A 15,886-nucleotide genomic window follows, 5' to 3' on the forward strand; every position below is an offset into this window, starting at 1 on the left:
GGCCGGCGTGCTTGCGCATGATGGGTGATAATTGCCCCATGACGACTCCCATCCCCTCCGATGCGTTGCTGATCGCCGGCAAACGCTACCGTTCGCGCCTGCTCACAGGCACCGGCAAGTTCAAGGATCTGGACGAAACCCGCCTGGCCACCGAGGCCGCTGCCGCCGAAATCGTGACCGTGGCGATCCGCCGCGTGAACATCGGCCAGGACCCGAACGCGCCCAGCCTGCTCGATGTACTGCCGCCGGATCGCTACACGCTGCTACCCAACACCGCCGGCTGCTACACCGCTGAAGACGCGGTCCGCACCTGCCGGCTGGCGCGCGAACTGCTGGACGGCCACAACCTGACCAAGCTGGAAGTGCTCGGCGATGAGCGCACGCTGTACCCGGACGTGGTGCAGACGCTCAAGGCCGCCGAACAACTGGTGGCCGATGGCTTCGACGTCATGGTCTATACCTCCGACGATCCAATCCTGGCCAAGCGCCTGGAAGAGATCGGCTGCGTGGCGGTGATGCCGCTGGCCGCGCCGATCGGCTCGGGCCTGGGCATCCAGAACAAGTACAACCTGCTGGAAATCATCGAGAACGCCAAGGTGCCGATCATTGTCGATGCCGGCGTGGGCACGGCATCGGACGCGGCGATTGCGATGGAGCTGGGCTGCGACGGCGTGTTGATGAATACCGCCATTGCCGGCGCGCGCGATCCGATCCTGATGGCCAGCGCGATGCGCAAGGCGATCGAGGCGGGGCGTGAGGCGTTTCTGGCCGGGCGGATTCCACGCAAGCGGTATGCGTCGGCGTCGAGTCCGGTGGATGGCGTGATTGGATGAGTGGATATGCTGCGTTGACAGTGCGGTCGATGCGCAATGATGGGCCGTGTGGCGTGCAGGATGTTGCCGTTGCTAGATCGCGCGTTGCTGCGAGTGCCTCTTCACCCCGTACCCTCACCCCAACCCCTCTCCCAAAGGGAGAGGGGCTTTGTTTTCTGATGCGACTTGACTCATGACCGATCCTTTCACCAGCGACGGCGCCAAGATGCCGCCCAAGCCCTTCACCATCGAAGAGGGGCGGCGCCAGGTGCGCAGCTTCGTGTTGCGCCAGGGCCGTTTCACCCCCGCGCAACAGCGCGCCTTCGACGAGCTGTGGCCGCGGTTCGGGCTGGATTACACCGGCGCGCCGCGCGATCTGGATGCCGCATTCGGGCGCGACGCTCCCAAGGTGCTGGAAATCGGCTTCGGCAATGGCGCCGCGCTGCGCTTTGCTGCGCAGCAGGACCCCAGCCGCGACTACATCGGCATCGAGGTACATGCGCCGGGCGTCGGTCGCCTGCTCAATGCGCTGGACGATGATGGCAGCACGCATGTGCGCCTGTATCACCACGATGCAGTGGAAGTACTCGAACACGAGATCGCCGATGGTGCGCTGGACGAGGTGCGTATCTACTTCCCCGATCCGTGGCACAAGAAGCGCCACAACAAGCGCCGGCTGATCCAGCCGGCGTTTGCGGCGCTGGTGGTGCGCAAGCTGCGCGATGGCGGCCGCCTGCACGCGGCCACCGACTGGGCCGATTACGCCGAACAGATGTGGGACGTGCTCGACGCCACACCGGGCCTGGTCAATCGCGCCGGTGCGCGCGGTCACGTCGAACGCCCCGCCTGGCGCCCGCAGACCCACTTCGAAACCCGCGGCCAGAAACTCGGCCACGGCGTGTGGGATCTGCTGTACGACCGGGAATGGGGAGTCGGGAATCGGGAATCGCAGGAGCAAACGGCGGCGCCCCCCAGATAACTCACAGCGTCAGCGCTTTCCCGCTCTGCCAATTCCCTATTCCCGACTCCCCATTCCCGGCCCCCAATGGATACCGCGCTGACGCTGACCAACGATATGAAGCTCGTCCTCGGGCTGGTCGGTTTCACGATGGCGATGTTCCTGTTCGAACGCATCCGCGCCGATGTGGTGGCCTTGATCGTGCTGGTGGTGCTGGGCGTCACCGGCCTGGTGGCGCCGGAAGAATTGTTCGGTGGTTTTTCCGGTAACGCGGTGATGAGCATCATCGCCACCACCATCCTGGGGGCGGGGCTGGAGCGCACCGGTGCGTTGAACCGCCTGGCCACCTGGCTGCTGCGGCGTTCGCACGGCAGCGAGCAACGCCTGATGATGATGACGCTGGCCATCTCCGGCTTGAACTCCTCGTTCATGCAAAACCCGTCGGTGATGGCCTTGTACCTGCCGGTCGCCTCGCGGCTGGCCGCGCGCACCGGGCTCACCCTGCAGCGCATGTTGTTGCCGATCGCCGCAGCCATCGTGATGGGCGGCGCGCTCACCATGGTGGGCAATTCGCCGCTGATCCTGCTCAACGACCTGCTGGTGTCGGCCAACAACAACCTGCCCTCGGGCATGGCCAGCATCGAGCCGTTGACGATGTTCGCGCCGCTGCCGATCGGCGTGGCCTTGCTGATCGCCGCACTGCTGTACTTCCGCTTCTACGGCGACCGCAAGCTGATCGAAGAGGAAAGCCTGATCAACGAAGGCGTCACGCCATCGCGTACCGAAAGCTATTTCGCCAAGACCTACGGCATCGACGGCGATGTGTTCGAGCTCACCGTGACCGCCGAGAGCCCGCTGGTCGGCATGACCCTGGGCGAAGCCGAAGCCATTCACGACGCGCCGCTGCTGCTGGCCCTGAAGACGGGCAACGACACCCGCCTTGCACCGCCGGCGGACATGCGCATCTGGGTCGGCAGCGTGCTGGGTGCGATGGGCAAGCGCCAGGAGGTGACAGACTTTGCGCAGAACCACTTCCTGCGCATGTCCTCGCGGCTGCGCAACCTGGGCGACCTGTTCAACCCCAGCCTTGCGGGCATTTCCGAAGCGGTGATTCCGCCCAACTCACGGCTGATCGGCAAGAGCGCCGGCGAACTGCGCCTGCGCAAGCAGGCCGGCATCAGCCTGCTGGCGATCAACCGCGACAAGCAGGTGATCCGTGAAGACGTACGCAACGTGCCGCTGCGCGCCGGCGACATGCTGGTGTTCCATAGCATCTGGCAGGATCTGGCGCAGGCAGCGGAAAGCCGCGACTTCGTGCCGGTGACCGACTTCCCCAAGGGCGAGCAGCGCCCGCACAAGTTCAAGATCGCGATGGCGATCTTCGCCTTCACCATCCTGATCGCATTGACCTCGCGCCTGCCGGTGGCGCTGACCTTGATGACCGGCGTGGCCTGCATGCTGGTCAGCGGCGTGCTGCGCATGGACGAGGCCTATGCCTCGATCAACTGGAAGACCATCTTCATGATGGCCGGGCTGATTCCGCTGGGCTGGGCGATGGACAGCAGCGGCACTGCGGCCTGGGTGGCCGGCCACACCATCGACCGCCTGCCCGAAGGCATTCCGGTGTGGGCGCTGGAAATCAGCCTGGCATTGTTGACCACCGCGTTTTCGCTGGTGATCAGCCATGTGGGCGCCACCATCGTGATGGTGCCGATTGCAGTCAACCTGGCACTGGCGGCCAACGGCAACCCGACCGCGTTCGCGCTGATCGTGGCGTTGTCGGCGTCCAACAATCTGATGACCGCCTCCAACCCGGTGATCTCGATGGTGGCCGGCCCGGCCAACTATCAGCCGCGCGAGCTGTGGCGCGTGGGCGCACCGCTGTCGCTGATCTACATCGTGGTGATGGTGTCGATGATCAACCTGATGTTCTGGTGGGCGGCGCGCTGAAGGCTGGTGAGTTGCGGGTTGGCGCTCGATCGGCATGCGCCGTCACCGCATCAGCTCACGCGCACTGCGCAACCTGCCTGCGACGTCCCATCGTCGATCTCCACGCATCAAGCGCCGGACTGCATTCGCCATCGGGTTGCAGCGCGCAAACGTGATCGGCCTCTAGCCGAGCACCACGTGCTCGCCGTCGACGCGTACCGGCACTGCCACGAGCGACTGACCGCGACACGGGCCACTGATGCATTCGCCCGCAACGAGTTCGAAGGCGGCACCGTGCGCAGCGCAGACCAGATGGCCGTCCTTGGTCTTGAGGAACTGGCCGGGCGCCCAATCCAGCCTGCGTCCGGCATGCGGGCAGACGTTCAACCATGCGCGTACCTGCGCACCATCGCGATACAGCACCAGCGACTCCGGGCCGTCGTCCCAGGTCGCTTCCACTTCCAGAAATCCGGCATCGGGAATCTGCGCCAGGGTGGCGAGCGCGGTCGGTGAGGACGATGACATGAGCAACGCTTGCGAAGAACGGTCGCCGATTGTGGCATGTGCCGGCATCGTCTCTGCGTAGCGCGACGCCCCGTCGCTGCCGGCGCCACGTGCGAGATCACCTGGAACCACCGCTCATCCAGAGGCTGCGGCAGACCCCCGGTCAGCACACACAGCGTGATGCATTTAACAAAACAGCGCCCGACTTAACGAACTTTTCACTCAATGACATGAAACCGCAACGATACTGCGCGCTTGTTTCCTGCCCGGCAGCCCACCGCCATGCCTGCACGCATCTTCCAATTCGGCAACCTTCACCACCTGTTTGCGCCACGCAAGCCGCGTCACCCGTTGGTGCGCGTTGCCGCAGGTCTCGCCGGTCTGGCGATTCTTGCGGTGCTGATCTTCTTCAGCGTGTTCGTCGGCGCGGCGATGATTCTGGGCGGCGTCGCCTGGAAAGTGTTGAGCAAGTCGAACCGCCGCACGCCGCAGCAGGCGCGTGTGGTCGAGGCCGAATACCGCGTGGTGCGCAAGCCCGCGCTGCCGATGTCGCACTGAGCGTCTCGCGCACCCGATGCGCCCCGCGCCGGGTTCCACATCGTCGACTCCTTGAATCGGCATGTCTGCAGGCATGCCGACTCGCGTTTTGATGGCTGATCGGTCGACCTGCCTGCCGTGCGAGCGAATGAGCTGCCGCACACTTCACTAGCGAAGGTTCCGTCGTACACGGCCAAGCGGCTAGACTCACCCGTCCCGTTCCGAGGATGCGTGCATGACCCACGATGTGATTCCCGCTACCGATGTTCCGCGCATTCCGGTGGTGGGTGGCGGCAGCTTTCCGGTGCACCGCATCTACTGCGTGGGCCGCAACTTTGCCGATCACGCGCGCGAGATGGGCGCCACCGCACCGGCCTCCAAGGCCGAGCGTGGCCAGCCCACCTTCTTCATGAAGCCTGCCGATGCCATCGTGGTCGGCCACGGCGACCAGATCCCCTACCCGCCTGGCACCAACGAGCTGCATCACGAAGTGGAACTGGTAGTGGCGTTGGGCAGCGATGCGCCGGCCGGCGAGTTGCCGCTGGAGCAAGCCGAAGGGCTGATCTACGGCTACGGCGTGGGCCTGGACCTGACCCGTCGCGATCTGCAGGCTGCGGCCAAGGCCAAGGGCCTGCCGTGGGACATCGCCAAGGGCTTCGATCACTCCGCACCGATCAGCGAGCTGGTGCACGCCGGCGAAGTGGGTGCACTGGATGCGCTGAACCTCTCGCTGGAAGTCAACGGACAGGTGCGCCAGCAATCGCTGCTGGATCAGATGATCTGGAACGTGCCGGAAATCCTGCATGAGCTTTCCAAACTGTATGCATTGCGCGCGGGCGACCTGATTTTCATGGGCACACCGGCCGGCGTCGGCCCGTTGCTGCCGGGCGATCGGTTCAGTGCGCGCCTGGAGAACGTGGCCGAGCGCCACGGCATCATCGCCGGCTGACATCGGCCGGGCTACGATCGGCGCAGCGGCAGTCGGTCCGCGTCCGCAGCTGGAGTGCACTATGGGAATGGTCAGCGAATTCAAGCAATTCGCAATGCGTGGCAACGTCATCGACCTGGCGGTCGGTGTGGTCATCGGCGCGGCGTTCGGCAAGATCGTCACCGCGCTGGTGGAAAAGATCATCATGCCGCCGATCGGCTGGGCCATCGGCAACGTTGATTTTTCCAAACTGGCCTGGGTGCTCAAGCCTGCAGAGGTCGACGCCGCCGGCAAGGAGATTCCGGCCGTGGTGATCGGCTACGGCGATTTCATCAATACCGTCGTGCAGTTCGTGATCATCGCCTTCGCAATCTTCCTGGTGGTCAAGCTGATCAACCGTCTGAGCAATCGCAAGCCGGATGCGCCCAAGGGCCCGAGCGAAGAAGTGCTGTTGCTGCGCGAGATTCGCGACTCGCTGAAGAACGACACGCTCAAGCCGCCAGGCGCGCTGTAAGCGGACACATCCACTGCGCGCTTCGCGCATGGGGATGACTTTTCGCACGCAGACGGGGGACCTCGCGCTGATAAGCTCGGGGACCCCCTTGTCGTTGGAGCCGCCCTGCATGCGTCGCCTCGCCGTTGCCATCTCCGCCCTGCTCGCCACCTCCTCCGCGCTCGCTGCACAGACCACCCTTGCCGATAGCGCGCTGCGCACCGCCGCGCAGCTGCGCGAGCAGGCCCTGGCCGACACCACCGGCTTTGCCGTGGTGGAATCGCTCACCACCGAAGTGGGCCCGCGCATTGCCGGTGGCGACGCCGATCCGCGCGCAGTGGCCTGGGCCAAAGCCAAATTCCAGTCGCTGGGCTTCGACAAGGTGTGGACCGAGCCGGTGACCTTTCCCAAGTGGGAACGTCGTAGCGAACACGCCGCGGTACTTGGCGCGCACGCGCAACCGTTGACCGTGACCGCCTTGGGCGGCAGCCCGGGCGGCAGCGTCGAAGGCGAGGTGGTGCGCTTCGAGAACCTGGCCGCCCTGCAGGCCGCGCCTGCCGGCTCGCTCACCGGCAAGATCGCCTTCGTCGATTACCAGATGGTCAAGGCGCGCGACGGCAAGGATTACGGCAACGGCGGCGCGGTGCGCAGCAAGGGCCCGTCCGAGGCGATCCGCAAGGGCGCGATCGGCTTTGTGATGCGCTCGGCCGGCACCGATTCGCATCGCGTACCGCATACCGGCATCACCCGGTTCGACGAAGGCCTGACGCCGGTACCCGCCGCCGCGTTGTCGGTGCCCGATGCCAACCAGCTGGCACGTCTTGCTGCGTTGGGCGCCACGCGCATCCGGCTGGCGCTGGATTGCGGTTGGGACGGCACCGCGACCTCGTACAACGTGATCGGCGAGATCACCGGGCGCAGCAAGCCCAAGGAAGTGGTGGTGATCGGCGGGCATCTGGATTCGTGGGATCTGGGCACCGGTGCGATCGACGATGGCGCGGGCGTGGCCATCACGATGGCCGCCGGGCATCTGATCGGCCAGCTCAAGCAGGCGCCCAAGCGTACGATCCGTGTGGTGGCTTTCGCCAATGAAGAGCAAGGGCTCTACGGCGGCAAGGCCTATGCGGCCGCACATGGCAAGGATGCCAAGGACATGGCCTTGCATCAGATTGGCGCAGAAAGCGACTTCGGTGCCGGGCGCATCTATGCGTTCAACACCGGGTCCGCAGCGCCGGACGACTCGCGCGCGGCAACCAGGCAGATTGCCGAGGTGCTGGCACCGCTGGGCATCGAATACGCGCCGAGCAAGGGCGGGCCCGGCCCCGATGTGGGGCCGATTTCCGCCAAGGGTGGCGCGTGGGCGTGGCTGGCGCAGGACGGCACCGACTACTTCGATCTGCACCACACCGCCGACGACACGCTGGACAAGATCGACCCCAAGGCGCTCGCGCAGAATGTTGCGGCCTACACGGTATTTGCGTATCTGGCGGCCGAAGCCGATGGCGATTTCGGCAGCCGTGCCAAGACCGTGCAACCGCCGAACGAGTAATCTGGCAACGCAGCGCTGCGAACGCGTTTTTACTCCAGGACGAGCACATACGATGGCGGTCAAGCGGCAACGCAGTGCGAATACCGCGGCCACGTTGCTGGACGTCGCCAAGCATGCCGGCGTCTCGCCGATGACCGCCTCGCGCGTCATCAATCGGCACCCGCATGTCGGACAGGACATGCGGGTGCGCGTGGAAGCCTCGGTGCAAGCCTTGGGCTACCGGCCCAATCTCGCCGGCCGCTCGCTGCGCACCAGCGGCCTGTTGCGCATCGGCGTGTTGTACAGCAACCCCAGCGCCGCCTACCTCAATCAATTCATGCTCGGGCTGCTGGAACAGAGCAGCCTCAACGGCAGCCAGGTGCTGGTGGAAAAGTGCGGCGCCATCCGCAGCCAGCGCGCAGCCACCGAGCGCTTACTGGCGGCCGGCGTGGACGGCGTGATCCTGCCGCCGCCGTTGTGCGATTCGCGTCAGACCATCAATGAACTGGATGCGCGCGGCATCCCGGTGGTGGCGGTGGCGAGCGGCGCACCGATGGCGCAAATCAGCTCGGTACGCATCGATGACTACCAGGCCGCACGCGCCATCGTCGCGCACCTGATCGAACTCGGACACCGACGCATCGCGCTGATCAAGGGCGACCCCAAACACACACCGAGCGCGCTGCGCGCCAGCGGCTATCTCGACAGCCTGCAGGCTGCGGGAGTGGAGATTGCAGAGAACCTGATCGCCGAGGGACTGTTCACCTATCACTCCGGGCTGCTCGCTGCGCGCAGCCTGCTGGCCCAACCCAGACCACCGACCGCCATTTTCTGCAGCAACGACGACATGGCGGCGGCCGCGGTTGCGGTTGCACACGGACTGGGCCTGCGCGTGCCCGAAGATGTCTCGGTGGCCGGCTTCGACGACACGCCGGTCGCCACCACCATCTGGCCCGAACTCACCACCGTGCATCAACCGGTGACGGCGATGGGACGCGCGGCAGTGTCGTTGCTGGCAGATGCGATTCGCCAACGCCGCAAGGGGGATGCCGCGCAGGGCGTGCATCAGGTGATGAAGTACACCCTGGTCAAGCGCGGCTCGACCGCCGGACCGCCCGAGGACTGACGCGTTGAGGCTTGAGCGTGCAGCAGATAGCTCGAGGCTGCAGTTGGGAGCGCGCGCGTCTGCGATCTGGCAGCAACGTCCTTCGCGTCGTCTCGCTGCGCCGATGCACCCCAGTTGCCGCTGCATCCGCGCTCAAAGAGCTGCATGCCCTAGCCACGCACGACATCGACCCGAGATACCCCGAGCAAACCTGCCAGCGGAACCTGTGCCTGGCGCTGCCGCGGACTGACGACCAACCCCTGACTGCGCAGGATGTCCAGCAACTGCTCCGCAAGGGGCATCACCATGTGCCTGCCCCAACAGCGCTCTGACGCGTGACCGAACGGGAAATAGCCAGGCTGATGATCCGGATCCAGCTGGTTCCAACGCTGTGGGCGAAATTCATCCGGCGCCTCCCACAATGCGGGGTCGCGATGGCTCAGCAGCGGCAACACCAACACATCGTCCTGCGCGCCGATACGGGCATCGAGCAGCGCATACTCCGGCGATGCATTGCGCAAGATGTTCCAGGACGGCGGCAACAGACGCAGCGACTCGTAGACGATAGTGCGGCTGGAAATGTCCGGATCGAAAGGCGATCCAAGCCACAGTGCGTTTGCGACCAGGGTGGAGATGGTGAAACACACCGGCGCCGCAGTTCGTCGATACAACCCCATGGCAAAGCGCCGCGCATCGTAACCGTCCGCGACGGCGGTTACTGTCGCAAGTGCCGACGCGTTGGCTTGCAGCGCGAGCGGCCTCAATGCACCGACGGCGATAAGTGCCCAAGTCAGCTTGGGCGTCAGCTCCAGGGTGCGATCCATCAACATGCGTAAACGCAGGGGGTCGCCACCCAGCAGCAAATCGCGCAAATACATGTGCCCCACATGCGGCCAAGGGCCGGATAGATCAACGTCCGCCGCGATGGGGCGCTTCAATGCCTCGCGCACATCGCGTCCGATTGCCTGCATCAGCTTGGACGCCTGCACGCGCGCAATCGATCGCCCCTGTAGCGGTTTGAAGGTCGGCCGCTCGGCTTCGGTTGCCGGACGTGCAGCGAGCAATCGATGCGTCACCGAGGGGCCGGCAACGCCAACGGTATCCCCATCCAGCCGAAACAGGTCCTTGCCCATGTGCTCGCGCAGCAGCACCTGCAAACGCGGCGCAAAGACCGTCGCCCGGCCCAAATCAGCGCTGGTGGATAGGGACATGAGGATCGCTCTGCGCTTGTTGAAGCCCGCGTCCGGCAGTGCCTGCCTCGCGCGGGCGGGCATAACCAACATCACACGACACGCAAGGCGGTTTTTGCCGCGCTTGCCAGCGTGCTCAGTACCAGATGTACCAGGAGTAGGACTTCAGACTTTTCTTGGAGGCCAGCAGATTCTTCAGCGAGAACAGCATCTTCATGAGCGACATCCTGTTTGGGGAGCGGTGAGTTGCCCTGATGGGCGTTCGCACAAGCGGTTATGCGTGATGCGAGCGGACATGGTCGCGCCCGCCACGCCAAGCTACGCCCAGCGATCACCCGGGAACATTGCGTGTGCGCACAGATTCGTCACCCTGCAGCAATCGCATTGCCGCAATACGCGCTTTGACGCACACAACTTCGCGCTCCGGACAAACGCCCATGGCGGCCAGCTGGCCGCCATGGGCTCAACACACCGACCGGTGATCGCCGCAATGCCGTCGTGGCGGCCACATGCGCCGACCACGACGGATGGACACCGGCGTCACCGGTGTCCATACGACGGCATCACTTGACCGGCTTGGCACGCACCACGGCCGATGACGCGCTGGTCCCGGCACCGCTGTTTGCCGTGACCACGTAGTCGTAGTCCGCACCATTGCTGACGGACCGATCGACATACGACGCCGTTGCGACATTGGAACCAACCGTCGTAAACGCAGCTGCGGCACCTGCACGACGCTGCACCGTGTAGCTGCTTGCTCCCGCTACCGGCGACCAGCTCAGCCTGACCTGGCGATCGCCGACCGTGGCAGTGAGACCGCGTGTTGCGCTCGGCGCCGCGATCGTTGCGGGGGCGGCGACCGCGGTGCTGGCGGTTGCGATCGCCGGGTACGCGTTGTTCACCAGCTCGACGAACTGGTTATGGAACCAGGCTCCGGAGATCGGCGCGCCGGCCAGTGCGCCGGTCAGCACGCCATCGGCCGTGGTGTAGGTCGGATCGCACATCCGATCGAAGCCCTTGCCCTCGTTATTGGAAATGAGGGTGCTGGAGCCATCGGACTCGCCCGGCGGCTTGACCCACGCATATGCATCCAGATGCGGACCCGGTGCTGCGGTGGGGAGCGCACCAATCCCTGCCCCGCTCTGATTGCACCAGTTGCCACGATGCAGGCGACGGTCGATGCGGCCGCTATTGACGTAGGCATTGATGTCGCTGCCGGACGCGCCGGCCGGACGATTCGGCCCCCCCCATCCGTTACGGCCGGTATCGATGATAAAGCCGATCGTGCTGGGCCAGCCCGCGCTGACGAACCCGCTGTAGAGGGCCTGGGTAAAATCGGTCTCGTCGAAGTAGGGATTCCATTCGTAGTATTTCGACGACTTGATCGGCTGCCCGTTCACGCTCAACTCGGGATTGGGCAGATTGGGTTCGTTCAACGGCGTGGTATTGGCGGTGTTGGTGACAAAGCCGTCAACGCTTGCCAGACCCGCGTTTGTTCCCTGGACCACACGTGTATAAAGCGAAATCGACGGGCCGCGATTGCTATCCCAGCCCAACCAACCGGAGTGACCGATATCCAGGTAGTTGTAGGTATTGGGAATGGCGTGCAGCTTATTGAGCGCGTACTTGATGCCCTCCTCGTAAATTCCCGTGGAATTGGCAAGCGCGCATCGCATGTCATTCAAGTTGGTGACAAGGTTTGGCAGGCTATCGGGCTCGATCACATTGACGATGCGGATATCCTTGTATTTCGGATCCGCAAATATCGCTGCAATGACGTCGATATATTCTTTCTTGTAGCGCTCCAGCGCCGCCGGGGTCAGCGGCAATTCGCCATTGGACGCCAACGCGTGACAATCGCGACCAGGCAGATCGTAGATGACGAAACTGGCGGTAATCGGCGTATTGGCTTTTTTCTGCGCCAACGCGGCATCCAGATGCCCCCTCAACCCAAGCCGCCCGGCATTCTGCGACCCACCGGAAATCGCGGCGATGCGATCCAGCCAGACTGCGGTGGGAAAGGTCTTCACCACGCCCATCTTGGCCTTCAACGGCACCCCCTTGACCTTCGCAATCGATGCATCGACTTTCTTGGCGTAATCGGGATTCACATAACCGCTTGCCCCCACGAAGGGGTTGTCGACGTGCACCTGGGCGCAGACGCCGGCGGCGAATAACGGATTCAATGCCAATAGCGATAACGCCATCGAGCGCCGGAGGTTATGACCGATACCCTTACTGAATTTCATTGGATTCACCTTGTTTTTAATCGAATGGTGTTTATTCAAAATCCAAGAAGCGCTGCCTCGTGGCCTGCCTTGTTCCTCTTCAGGGCACCCATCAGAGATGTCCGGAGCCAACCGAACGCGCTCCGTCGGCGTCCCGCCGAAGAGCATTCGCATGGCATAACATCGACAATGTCCGCACCGACACGCAGGCCAATGGCCTGTTTGTGTCCCGAGACATCACCTAAGACCTCAGATTCATTGGAGGCGAATGCGGCCGCGCCGACGTTATCGTCGCGACGATTGCCACCGTGATATGCGGAGTATCTCCAGGGAGCGTTTGAGCGATCAGCATGGAATGCTGTGCCTGCGAACGGGGTGGTAAGTTCGCCATGCGGAAACTACGCCGCATAACCGGCATAAGCAATCGTCAAACATTGCGTTTGGGCACAGATCCAACGACTGTCCATAGCGACATTTCAACTGCAGGCATTACTGCACAAATGGATGTGCCATTACGCACAAAAAAACGGCCGCATCGCTTCCCGACGATGCAGCCGAATGGGAGGGTGCCCAACGTTGCCGTCGGACGTCTTACAGCACCGGCACGCCGGTGACGGGAAGAAAGCGAAATGACCGCTTGGAGAGGGACAACAGAAGATCATGTGCGACACGAGGCAGGGGTGCGCCGTGTCGCACATCTAAACATCACATCAAAAGCGCAGACGCAGGCCCGCGTAATAACGACGCTCGAAGATGTTCTGGTCGTAGTAGTGATTGGTCCACTGCGCGTAACGCCGCTCGCTTTCACCGGTGAGGTTGGTGGCCTGGGCGTACAGCGTCAGATGATCGTTGACGTCGTAGCTGAAGGAGGCATCCAGATAGCCGACATCGTCGTTCCAGATCGCCAGCTCATCGCCCCAGGCACCGCTGTTGACCTGGCTGAAACGCTTGCTGCGCCAGTTGTAGGCCACGCGCGCCTGCAACTTGTCCTTTTGATACCACAGCACCGCATTGGCCTGATGCTTGGAGTTGTCGCCGATCGGAAGCGTGTTGCCTTCGATGTCGGTGTTGTCGGTATCGGCATCGGAGAAGGTGTAGTTGATGTTGGTACCGAAACCGCTCAGCCAGCCCGGCAGGAAATCGAAGGCCTGCTGATAGCCGATTTCAAAGCCCTTGATCTTGCCGCCACCGCCGTTGACGATGCGCTCCACCGGCCCACCCAGCCGCACCACGCCGTCGGCATCGGGTTGCGGCTCGATGTTGGTCACCGTGGTGGGGAACGACTTCACATCGATCAGGAACGCGCCCACGCTGATCAACGACGCATCGGAGAAATACCACTCCCACGAGGCGTTGTAGTTGGTGGCGCGGTACGGGTCCAGATCCGGGTTACCGGAGCGTCCATTGAGAAACAGCACTGCATCCGACGGCAGCGCGGGGTTGCGCGGCGGCGTGCCATTGACGGCGTAAAAGCTCACCAGGCCGCGGCCGAGATCGGGCAGGTCCTGGCGTGCCACCGCCTTGTTGTAGGCAAAGCGCAGCTTCTGCGCGTCGGTGATGTCCAGCGACAGGTTGGCGGTAGGCAGCACGTCGGTGTACTGACGGTTCAGGCGATTGGTGCCGATCGCCGGGCTGACGCCATTCCATTCGACATTGCCGATGAACACGTTGCCGCTGCTCAGGTACTGATCGATCGCCAGCTTGGTCTGCACGATGCGCGCGCCGATGTTGGCCGTCCACGGCACCGCACTGCCGGTACCGCCTTCCAGGTTCGCAAGGAAGTACGCTGCGGTGCTCTTTTCGGTGACCTTGTACGAGTCTGCCGCCTGCTGGTAGGCCACGTTGCCCGGGTACAGGCTGTTGAGATAGCCCACCGGGTCCTTCATGACCTGCGGGTTGATCGCCGGCAAGCCCTGGCTGCCCAGGCCGGTGACCTTGAGCGGATCGAAGTCGTTGAAGTACGCCCAATAGCCGGGGATGGAGTTGAACGGCAGCAGACGCGCTTCGGAGACGCCGCTGCAGGTGTCGACGATCAACGGGTCCTTGAAGTAGTACAGCGAGCGATTGGGATCTGCGCATGTGGTCGACACCGGCGACAGGTAGCGATAGGTATCCAGCTTGACCTCACGCTCGCCGTAGCGAATGCCGAACTGGAAGCCGCGCACCACGCCCTCATCGAACTCGAAGGTGCCGTCGGCGCGGAACGCGTCCATCGTCGCTTCGATCTTGTTGCCCTGTGCCCACGTGGACATCAGCTGCCAGTTGTCCGGGTTGGATACATCGGTGCCCAGGTTGACCGCCGGATAGGTGCCGCGGAAATCCACCGAGGCATCGACCGTCGGCAGTCCGTTGGCATTGGCCCATTGCGTGACGCCGCCGGCGCGCGTGATCTGGTCGCCGCGCGTCACCACCGCATCGGCGCGCGCTTCGTCGTAGGTACGCTGCGCATCGCCATGCACCCAACGGAACGACGCACGGAACGGACCGCCGTCATCGAAGCGCAGTTCCAGGTTGGTATTGAGCGAATCCGAATCGGCCACACCGGCCATCGAATGCGCCTGGAAGCGGTTGTAGCGGAACTGGCCGTATTCGAGCACACCGTTGGAATCGACCACCGATCCTGGCTGCAACTGATTGGTCGCCCAACCGGTGTGCAGCTGTGCGGCCACCGAGGTGTCGTGGTCTTCGAGCTTGGTATAGGCCGCATCGGCCAATACCGTCCACGAATCATTGATGTTGAACTGGAACGAGCCGTTGACGCCGGTGCGCTGGCGGTCGGTGCTGCGGTTATCCAGTTCGGTGGCGACCCAGTTGTAGAAATAGTCGCGCGGCAGGTTGGACGGATCGGTATTGCTGCCGATGCGGCCATCACCGTTGAAATCGAAGCCCACGTTCTGCTCGGTGGATTTCTGCGCACCGTTGGAATACACGCTGGGGTGCTTGTTCTCCAGCGTGGCATCGGAGTACGACACAGCCAGCAACGCGCCCCAGCGCTCGGTGCGGAAGCTGGCAAGGCCCGAGTACAACTCGTTGAGTTCCTGCACTCGGTCGCCGTAGGAGCCTTCGGCCTGGCCGCTGAAGGTCCAGCCTTCGGGCAGATCAAACGGGCGACGCGTCTTGAGCGACACCGTGCCGCTGATGCCGCCATCCAGGTCGGCGGCGGTGGGCGACTTGATCACGTCCACGCCGCTGAACAGCGTTGGCGGAATGTCGACGAAGTCCGGTTGCGCACGTCCGATATTGGGTTGGCCGAACTGATCGCCGCCACCAGCGCTCAGATACAACTCGCCGTTCATCGTGGTCTGCACCTGCGGCATGCCGCGGATATTGAGCTGCGAGCCCTCGCCCGCAGAGCGACGGATCTGCACGCCGGGCACGCGCTGCAGCGAATCGGTGATGGTGACGTCGGGCAGCTTGCCGATGTCTTCGGCGGAGATCGAGTCGATGATCTGCGCGGCAGTGCGCTTGTTCTCGATGGCCTCGGCCTGGGCGCCGCGCACGCCCTTGACCATGACCTTGTCCAGATCGGTGACGCCGGCCGTGCTGCCGGCTTCCTGCGCTGCGGCAGTTGCCGCGACCAGTGTGAGTGCAGCCGCCAGCGCGGCGGCCAGCGGGGTGTGACGGGTACTGCGATGCAGCTTGTTCATGGTCCCCTCCCAGGGATGACGACAATC

13 protein-coding genes are annotated in these 15,886 nt (G+C 63.8%); 8 read left to right on the forward strand and 5 right to left on the reverse strand.

Going from position 1 to position 15,886, the window contains the following annotated elements; all coding sequences use genetic code 11:
* Positions 1–38: 38 nt before the first annotated feature.
* The 3 genes from FHY19_RS04880 to FHY19_RS04890 all read left to right on the forward strand — a co-directional run bounded on the left by FHY19_RS04880 (position 39) and on the right by FHY19_RS04890 (position 3,720).
* Entirely contained in the window at positions 39–833 is a 795-nt protein-coding gene (locus tag FHY19_RS04880; protein ID WP_259156020.1) for a thiazole synthase, read from the forward strand.
* A 172-nt stretch (positions 834–1,005) separates the two neighbouring features.
* Positions 1,006–1,791: a tRNA (guanosine(46)-N7)-methyltransferase TrmB gene (gene trmB, locus FHY19_RS04885; protein WP_259162408.1), complete on the forward strand. Its 786-nt coding sequence runs from the start codon at positions 1,006–1,008 to the stop codon at positions 1,789–1,791.
* Between the two features lie 66 nt (positions 1,792–1,857).
* The gene (locus FHY19_RS04890) at positions 1,858–3,720 is read left to right on the forward strand and encodes an SLC13 family permease (protein WP_259156023.1); all 1,863 of its coding nucleotides are present in this window, start codon (positions 1,858–1,860) and stop codon (positions 3,718–3,720) included.
* Positions 3,721–3,882: 162 nt separating this feature from the next.
* Here the strand turns inward: FHY19_RS04890 and FHY19_RS04895 are convergent, their stop codons facing one another.
* Positions 3,883–4,224 (reverse strand): Rieske (2Fe-2S) protein, encoded by a 342-nt coding sequence (locus tag FHY19_RS04895; RefSeq protein ID WP_259162410.1) that lies wholly within the window; start codon positions 4,222–4,224, stop codon positions 3,883–3,885.
* Between the two features lie 261 nt (positions 4,225–4,485).
* Between FHY19_RS04895 and FHY19_RS04900 the strand changes: the two genes are divergently transcribed.
* The 5 genes from FHY19_RS04900 (at position 4,486) to FHY19_RS04920 (ending at position 8,815) form a co-directional block, all read left to right on the forward strand.
* Positions 4,486–4,761: a hypothetical protein gene (locus FHY19_RS04900; protein WP_259156025.1), complete on the forward strand. Its 276-nt coding sequence runs from the start codon at positions 4,486–4,488 to the stop codon at positions 4,759–4,761.
* Between the two features lie 214 nt (positions 4,762–4,975).
* On the forward strand, positions 4,976–5,689 hold the full coding sequence (locus FHY19_RS04905; RefSeq protein ID WP_259156026.1) for a fumarylacetoacetate hydrolase family protein: 714 nt from the start codon (positions 4,976–4,978) through the stop codon (positions 5,687–5,689).
* A gap of 61 nt (positions 5,690–5,750) precedes the next feature.
* A complete protein-coding gene (mscL, locus tag FHY19_RS04910) occupies positions 5,751–6,182 on the forward strand; it encodes a large-conductance mechanosensitive channel protein MscL (RefSeq protein ID WP_259156027.1) in 432 nt (143 codons plus the stop codon).
* A 109-nt stretch (positions 6,183–6,291) separates the two neighbouring features.
* The gene (locus FHY19_RS04915; protein WP_259162418.1) at positions 6,292–7,710 is read left to right on the forward strand and encodes a M28 family peptidase; all 1,419 of its coding nucleotides are present in this window, start codon (positions 6,292–6,294) and stop codon (positions 7,708–7,710) included.
* 52 nt (positions 7,711–7,762) lie between these two features.
* Positions 7,763–8,815 carry a LacI family DNA-binding transcriptional regulator gene (locus FHY19_RS04920; protein ID WP_259162425.1) on the forward strand — a complete coding sequence of 351 codons (1,053 nt, stop codon included), beginning with the start codon at positions 7,763–7,765 and terminating at the stop codon, positions 8,813–8,815.
* 149 nt (positions 8,816–8,964) lie between these two features.
* Here FHY19_RS04920 and FHY19_RS04925 read toward each other — a convergent pair whose 3' ends face one another.
* The 4 genes from FHY19_RS04925 to FHY19_RS04940 all read right to left on the reverse strand — a co-directional run bounded on the left by FHY19_RS04925 (position 8,965) and on the right by FHY19_RS04940 (position 15,859).
* Positions 8,965–10,005: a cytochrome P450 gene (locus FHY19_RS04925; protein ID WP_259162436.1), complete on the reverse strand. Its 1,041-nt coding sequence runs from the start codon at positions 10,003–10,005 to the stop codon at positions 8,965–8,967.
* A 115-nt stretch (positions 10,006–10,120) separates the two neighbouring features.
* Positions 10,121–10,210, reverse strand: a complete 90-nt coding sequence (locus tag FHY19_RS04930) for a tryptorubin family RiPP precursor (RefSeq protein ID WP_016851134.1) — start codon at positions 10,208–10,210, stop codon at positions 10,121–10,123.
* Between the two features lie 337 nt (positions 10,211–10,547).
* A complete protein-coding gene (locus tag FHY19_RS04935) occupies positions 10,548–12,191 on the reverse strand; it encodes a glycoside hydrolase family 6 protein (RefSeq protein ID WP_259163978.1) in 1,644 nt (547 codons plus the stop codon).
* Between the two features lie 731 nt (positions 12,192–12,922).
* Positions 12,923–15,859, reverse strand: a complete 2,937-nt coding sequence (locus FHY19_RS04940; protein WP_259162446.1) for a TonB-dependent receptor — start codon at positions 15,857–15,859, stop codon at positions 12,923–12,925.
* Positions 15,860–15,886 lie beyond the last annotated feature (27 nt).

Origin of the sequence: Xanthomonas sp. 4461, assembly GCF_024806475.1 — a bacterium.
In the GTDB taxonomy this organism is placed as follows: domain Bacteria; phylum Pseudomonadota; class Gammaproteobacteria; order Xanthomonadales; family Xanthomonadaceae; genus Xanthomonas; species Xanthomonas arboricola_F.

Bases quoted from the DNA above. Each gene is read 5' to 3' on its own strand.
- FHY19_RS04880 (WP_259156020.1), top strand. From the start codon at position 39: ATGACGACTCCCATCCCCTCCGATGCGTTGCTGATCGCCGGCAAACGC.
- trmB (WP_259162408.1), top strand. From the start codon at position 1,006: ATGACCGATCCTTTCACCAGCGACGGCGCCAAGATGCCGCCCAAGCCC.
- FHY19_RS04890 (WP_259156023.1), top strand. From the start codon at position 1,858: ATGGATACCGCGCTGACGCTGACCAACGATATGAAGCTCGTCCTCGGG.
- FHY19_RS04895 (WP_259162410.1), bottom strand. From the start codon at position 4,224: ATGTCATCGTCCTCACCGACCGCGCTCGCCACCCTGGCGCAGATTCCC.
- FHY19_RS04900 (WP_259156025.1), top strand. From the start codon at position 4,486: ATGCCTGCACGCATCTTCCAATTCGGCAACCTTCACCACCTGTTTGCG.
- FHY19_RS04905 (WP_259156026.1), top strand. From the start codon at position 4,976: ATGACCCACGATGTGATTCCCGCTACCGATGTTCCGCGCATTCCGGTG.
- mscL (WP_259156027.1), top strand. From the start codon at position 5,751: ATGGGAATGGTCAGCGAATTCAAGCAATTCGCAATGCGTGGCAACGTC.
- FHY19_RS04915 (WP_259162418.1), top strand. From the start codon at position 6,292: ATGCGTCGCCTCGCCGTTGCCATCTCCGCCCTGCTCGCCACCTCCTCC.
- FHY19_RS04920 (WP_259162425.1), top strand. From the start codon at position 7,763: ATGGCGGTCAAGCGGCAACGCAGTGCGAATACCGCGGCCACGTTGCTG.
- FHY19_RS04925 (WP_259162436.1), bottom strand. From the start codon at position 10,005: ATGTCCCTATCCACCAGCGCTGATTTGGGCCGGGCGACGGTCTTTGCG.
- FHY19_RS04930 (WP_016851134.1), bottom strand. From the start codon at position 10,210: ATGTCGCTCATGAAGATGCTGTTCTCGCTGAAGAATCTGCTGGCCTCC.
- FHY19_RS04935 (WP_259163978.1), bottom strand. From the start codon at position 12,191: ATGGCGTTATCGCTATTGGCATTGAATCCGTTATTCGCCGCCGGCGTC.
- FHY19_RS04940 (WP_259162446.1), bottom strand. From the start codon at position 15,859: ATGAACAAGCTGCATCGCAGTACCCGTCACACCCCGCTGGCCGCCGCG.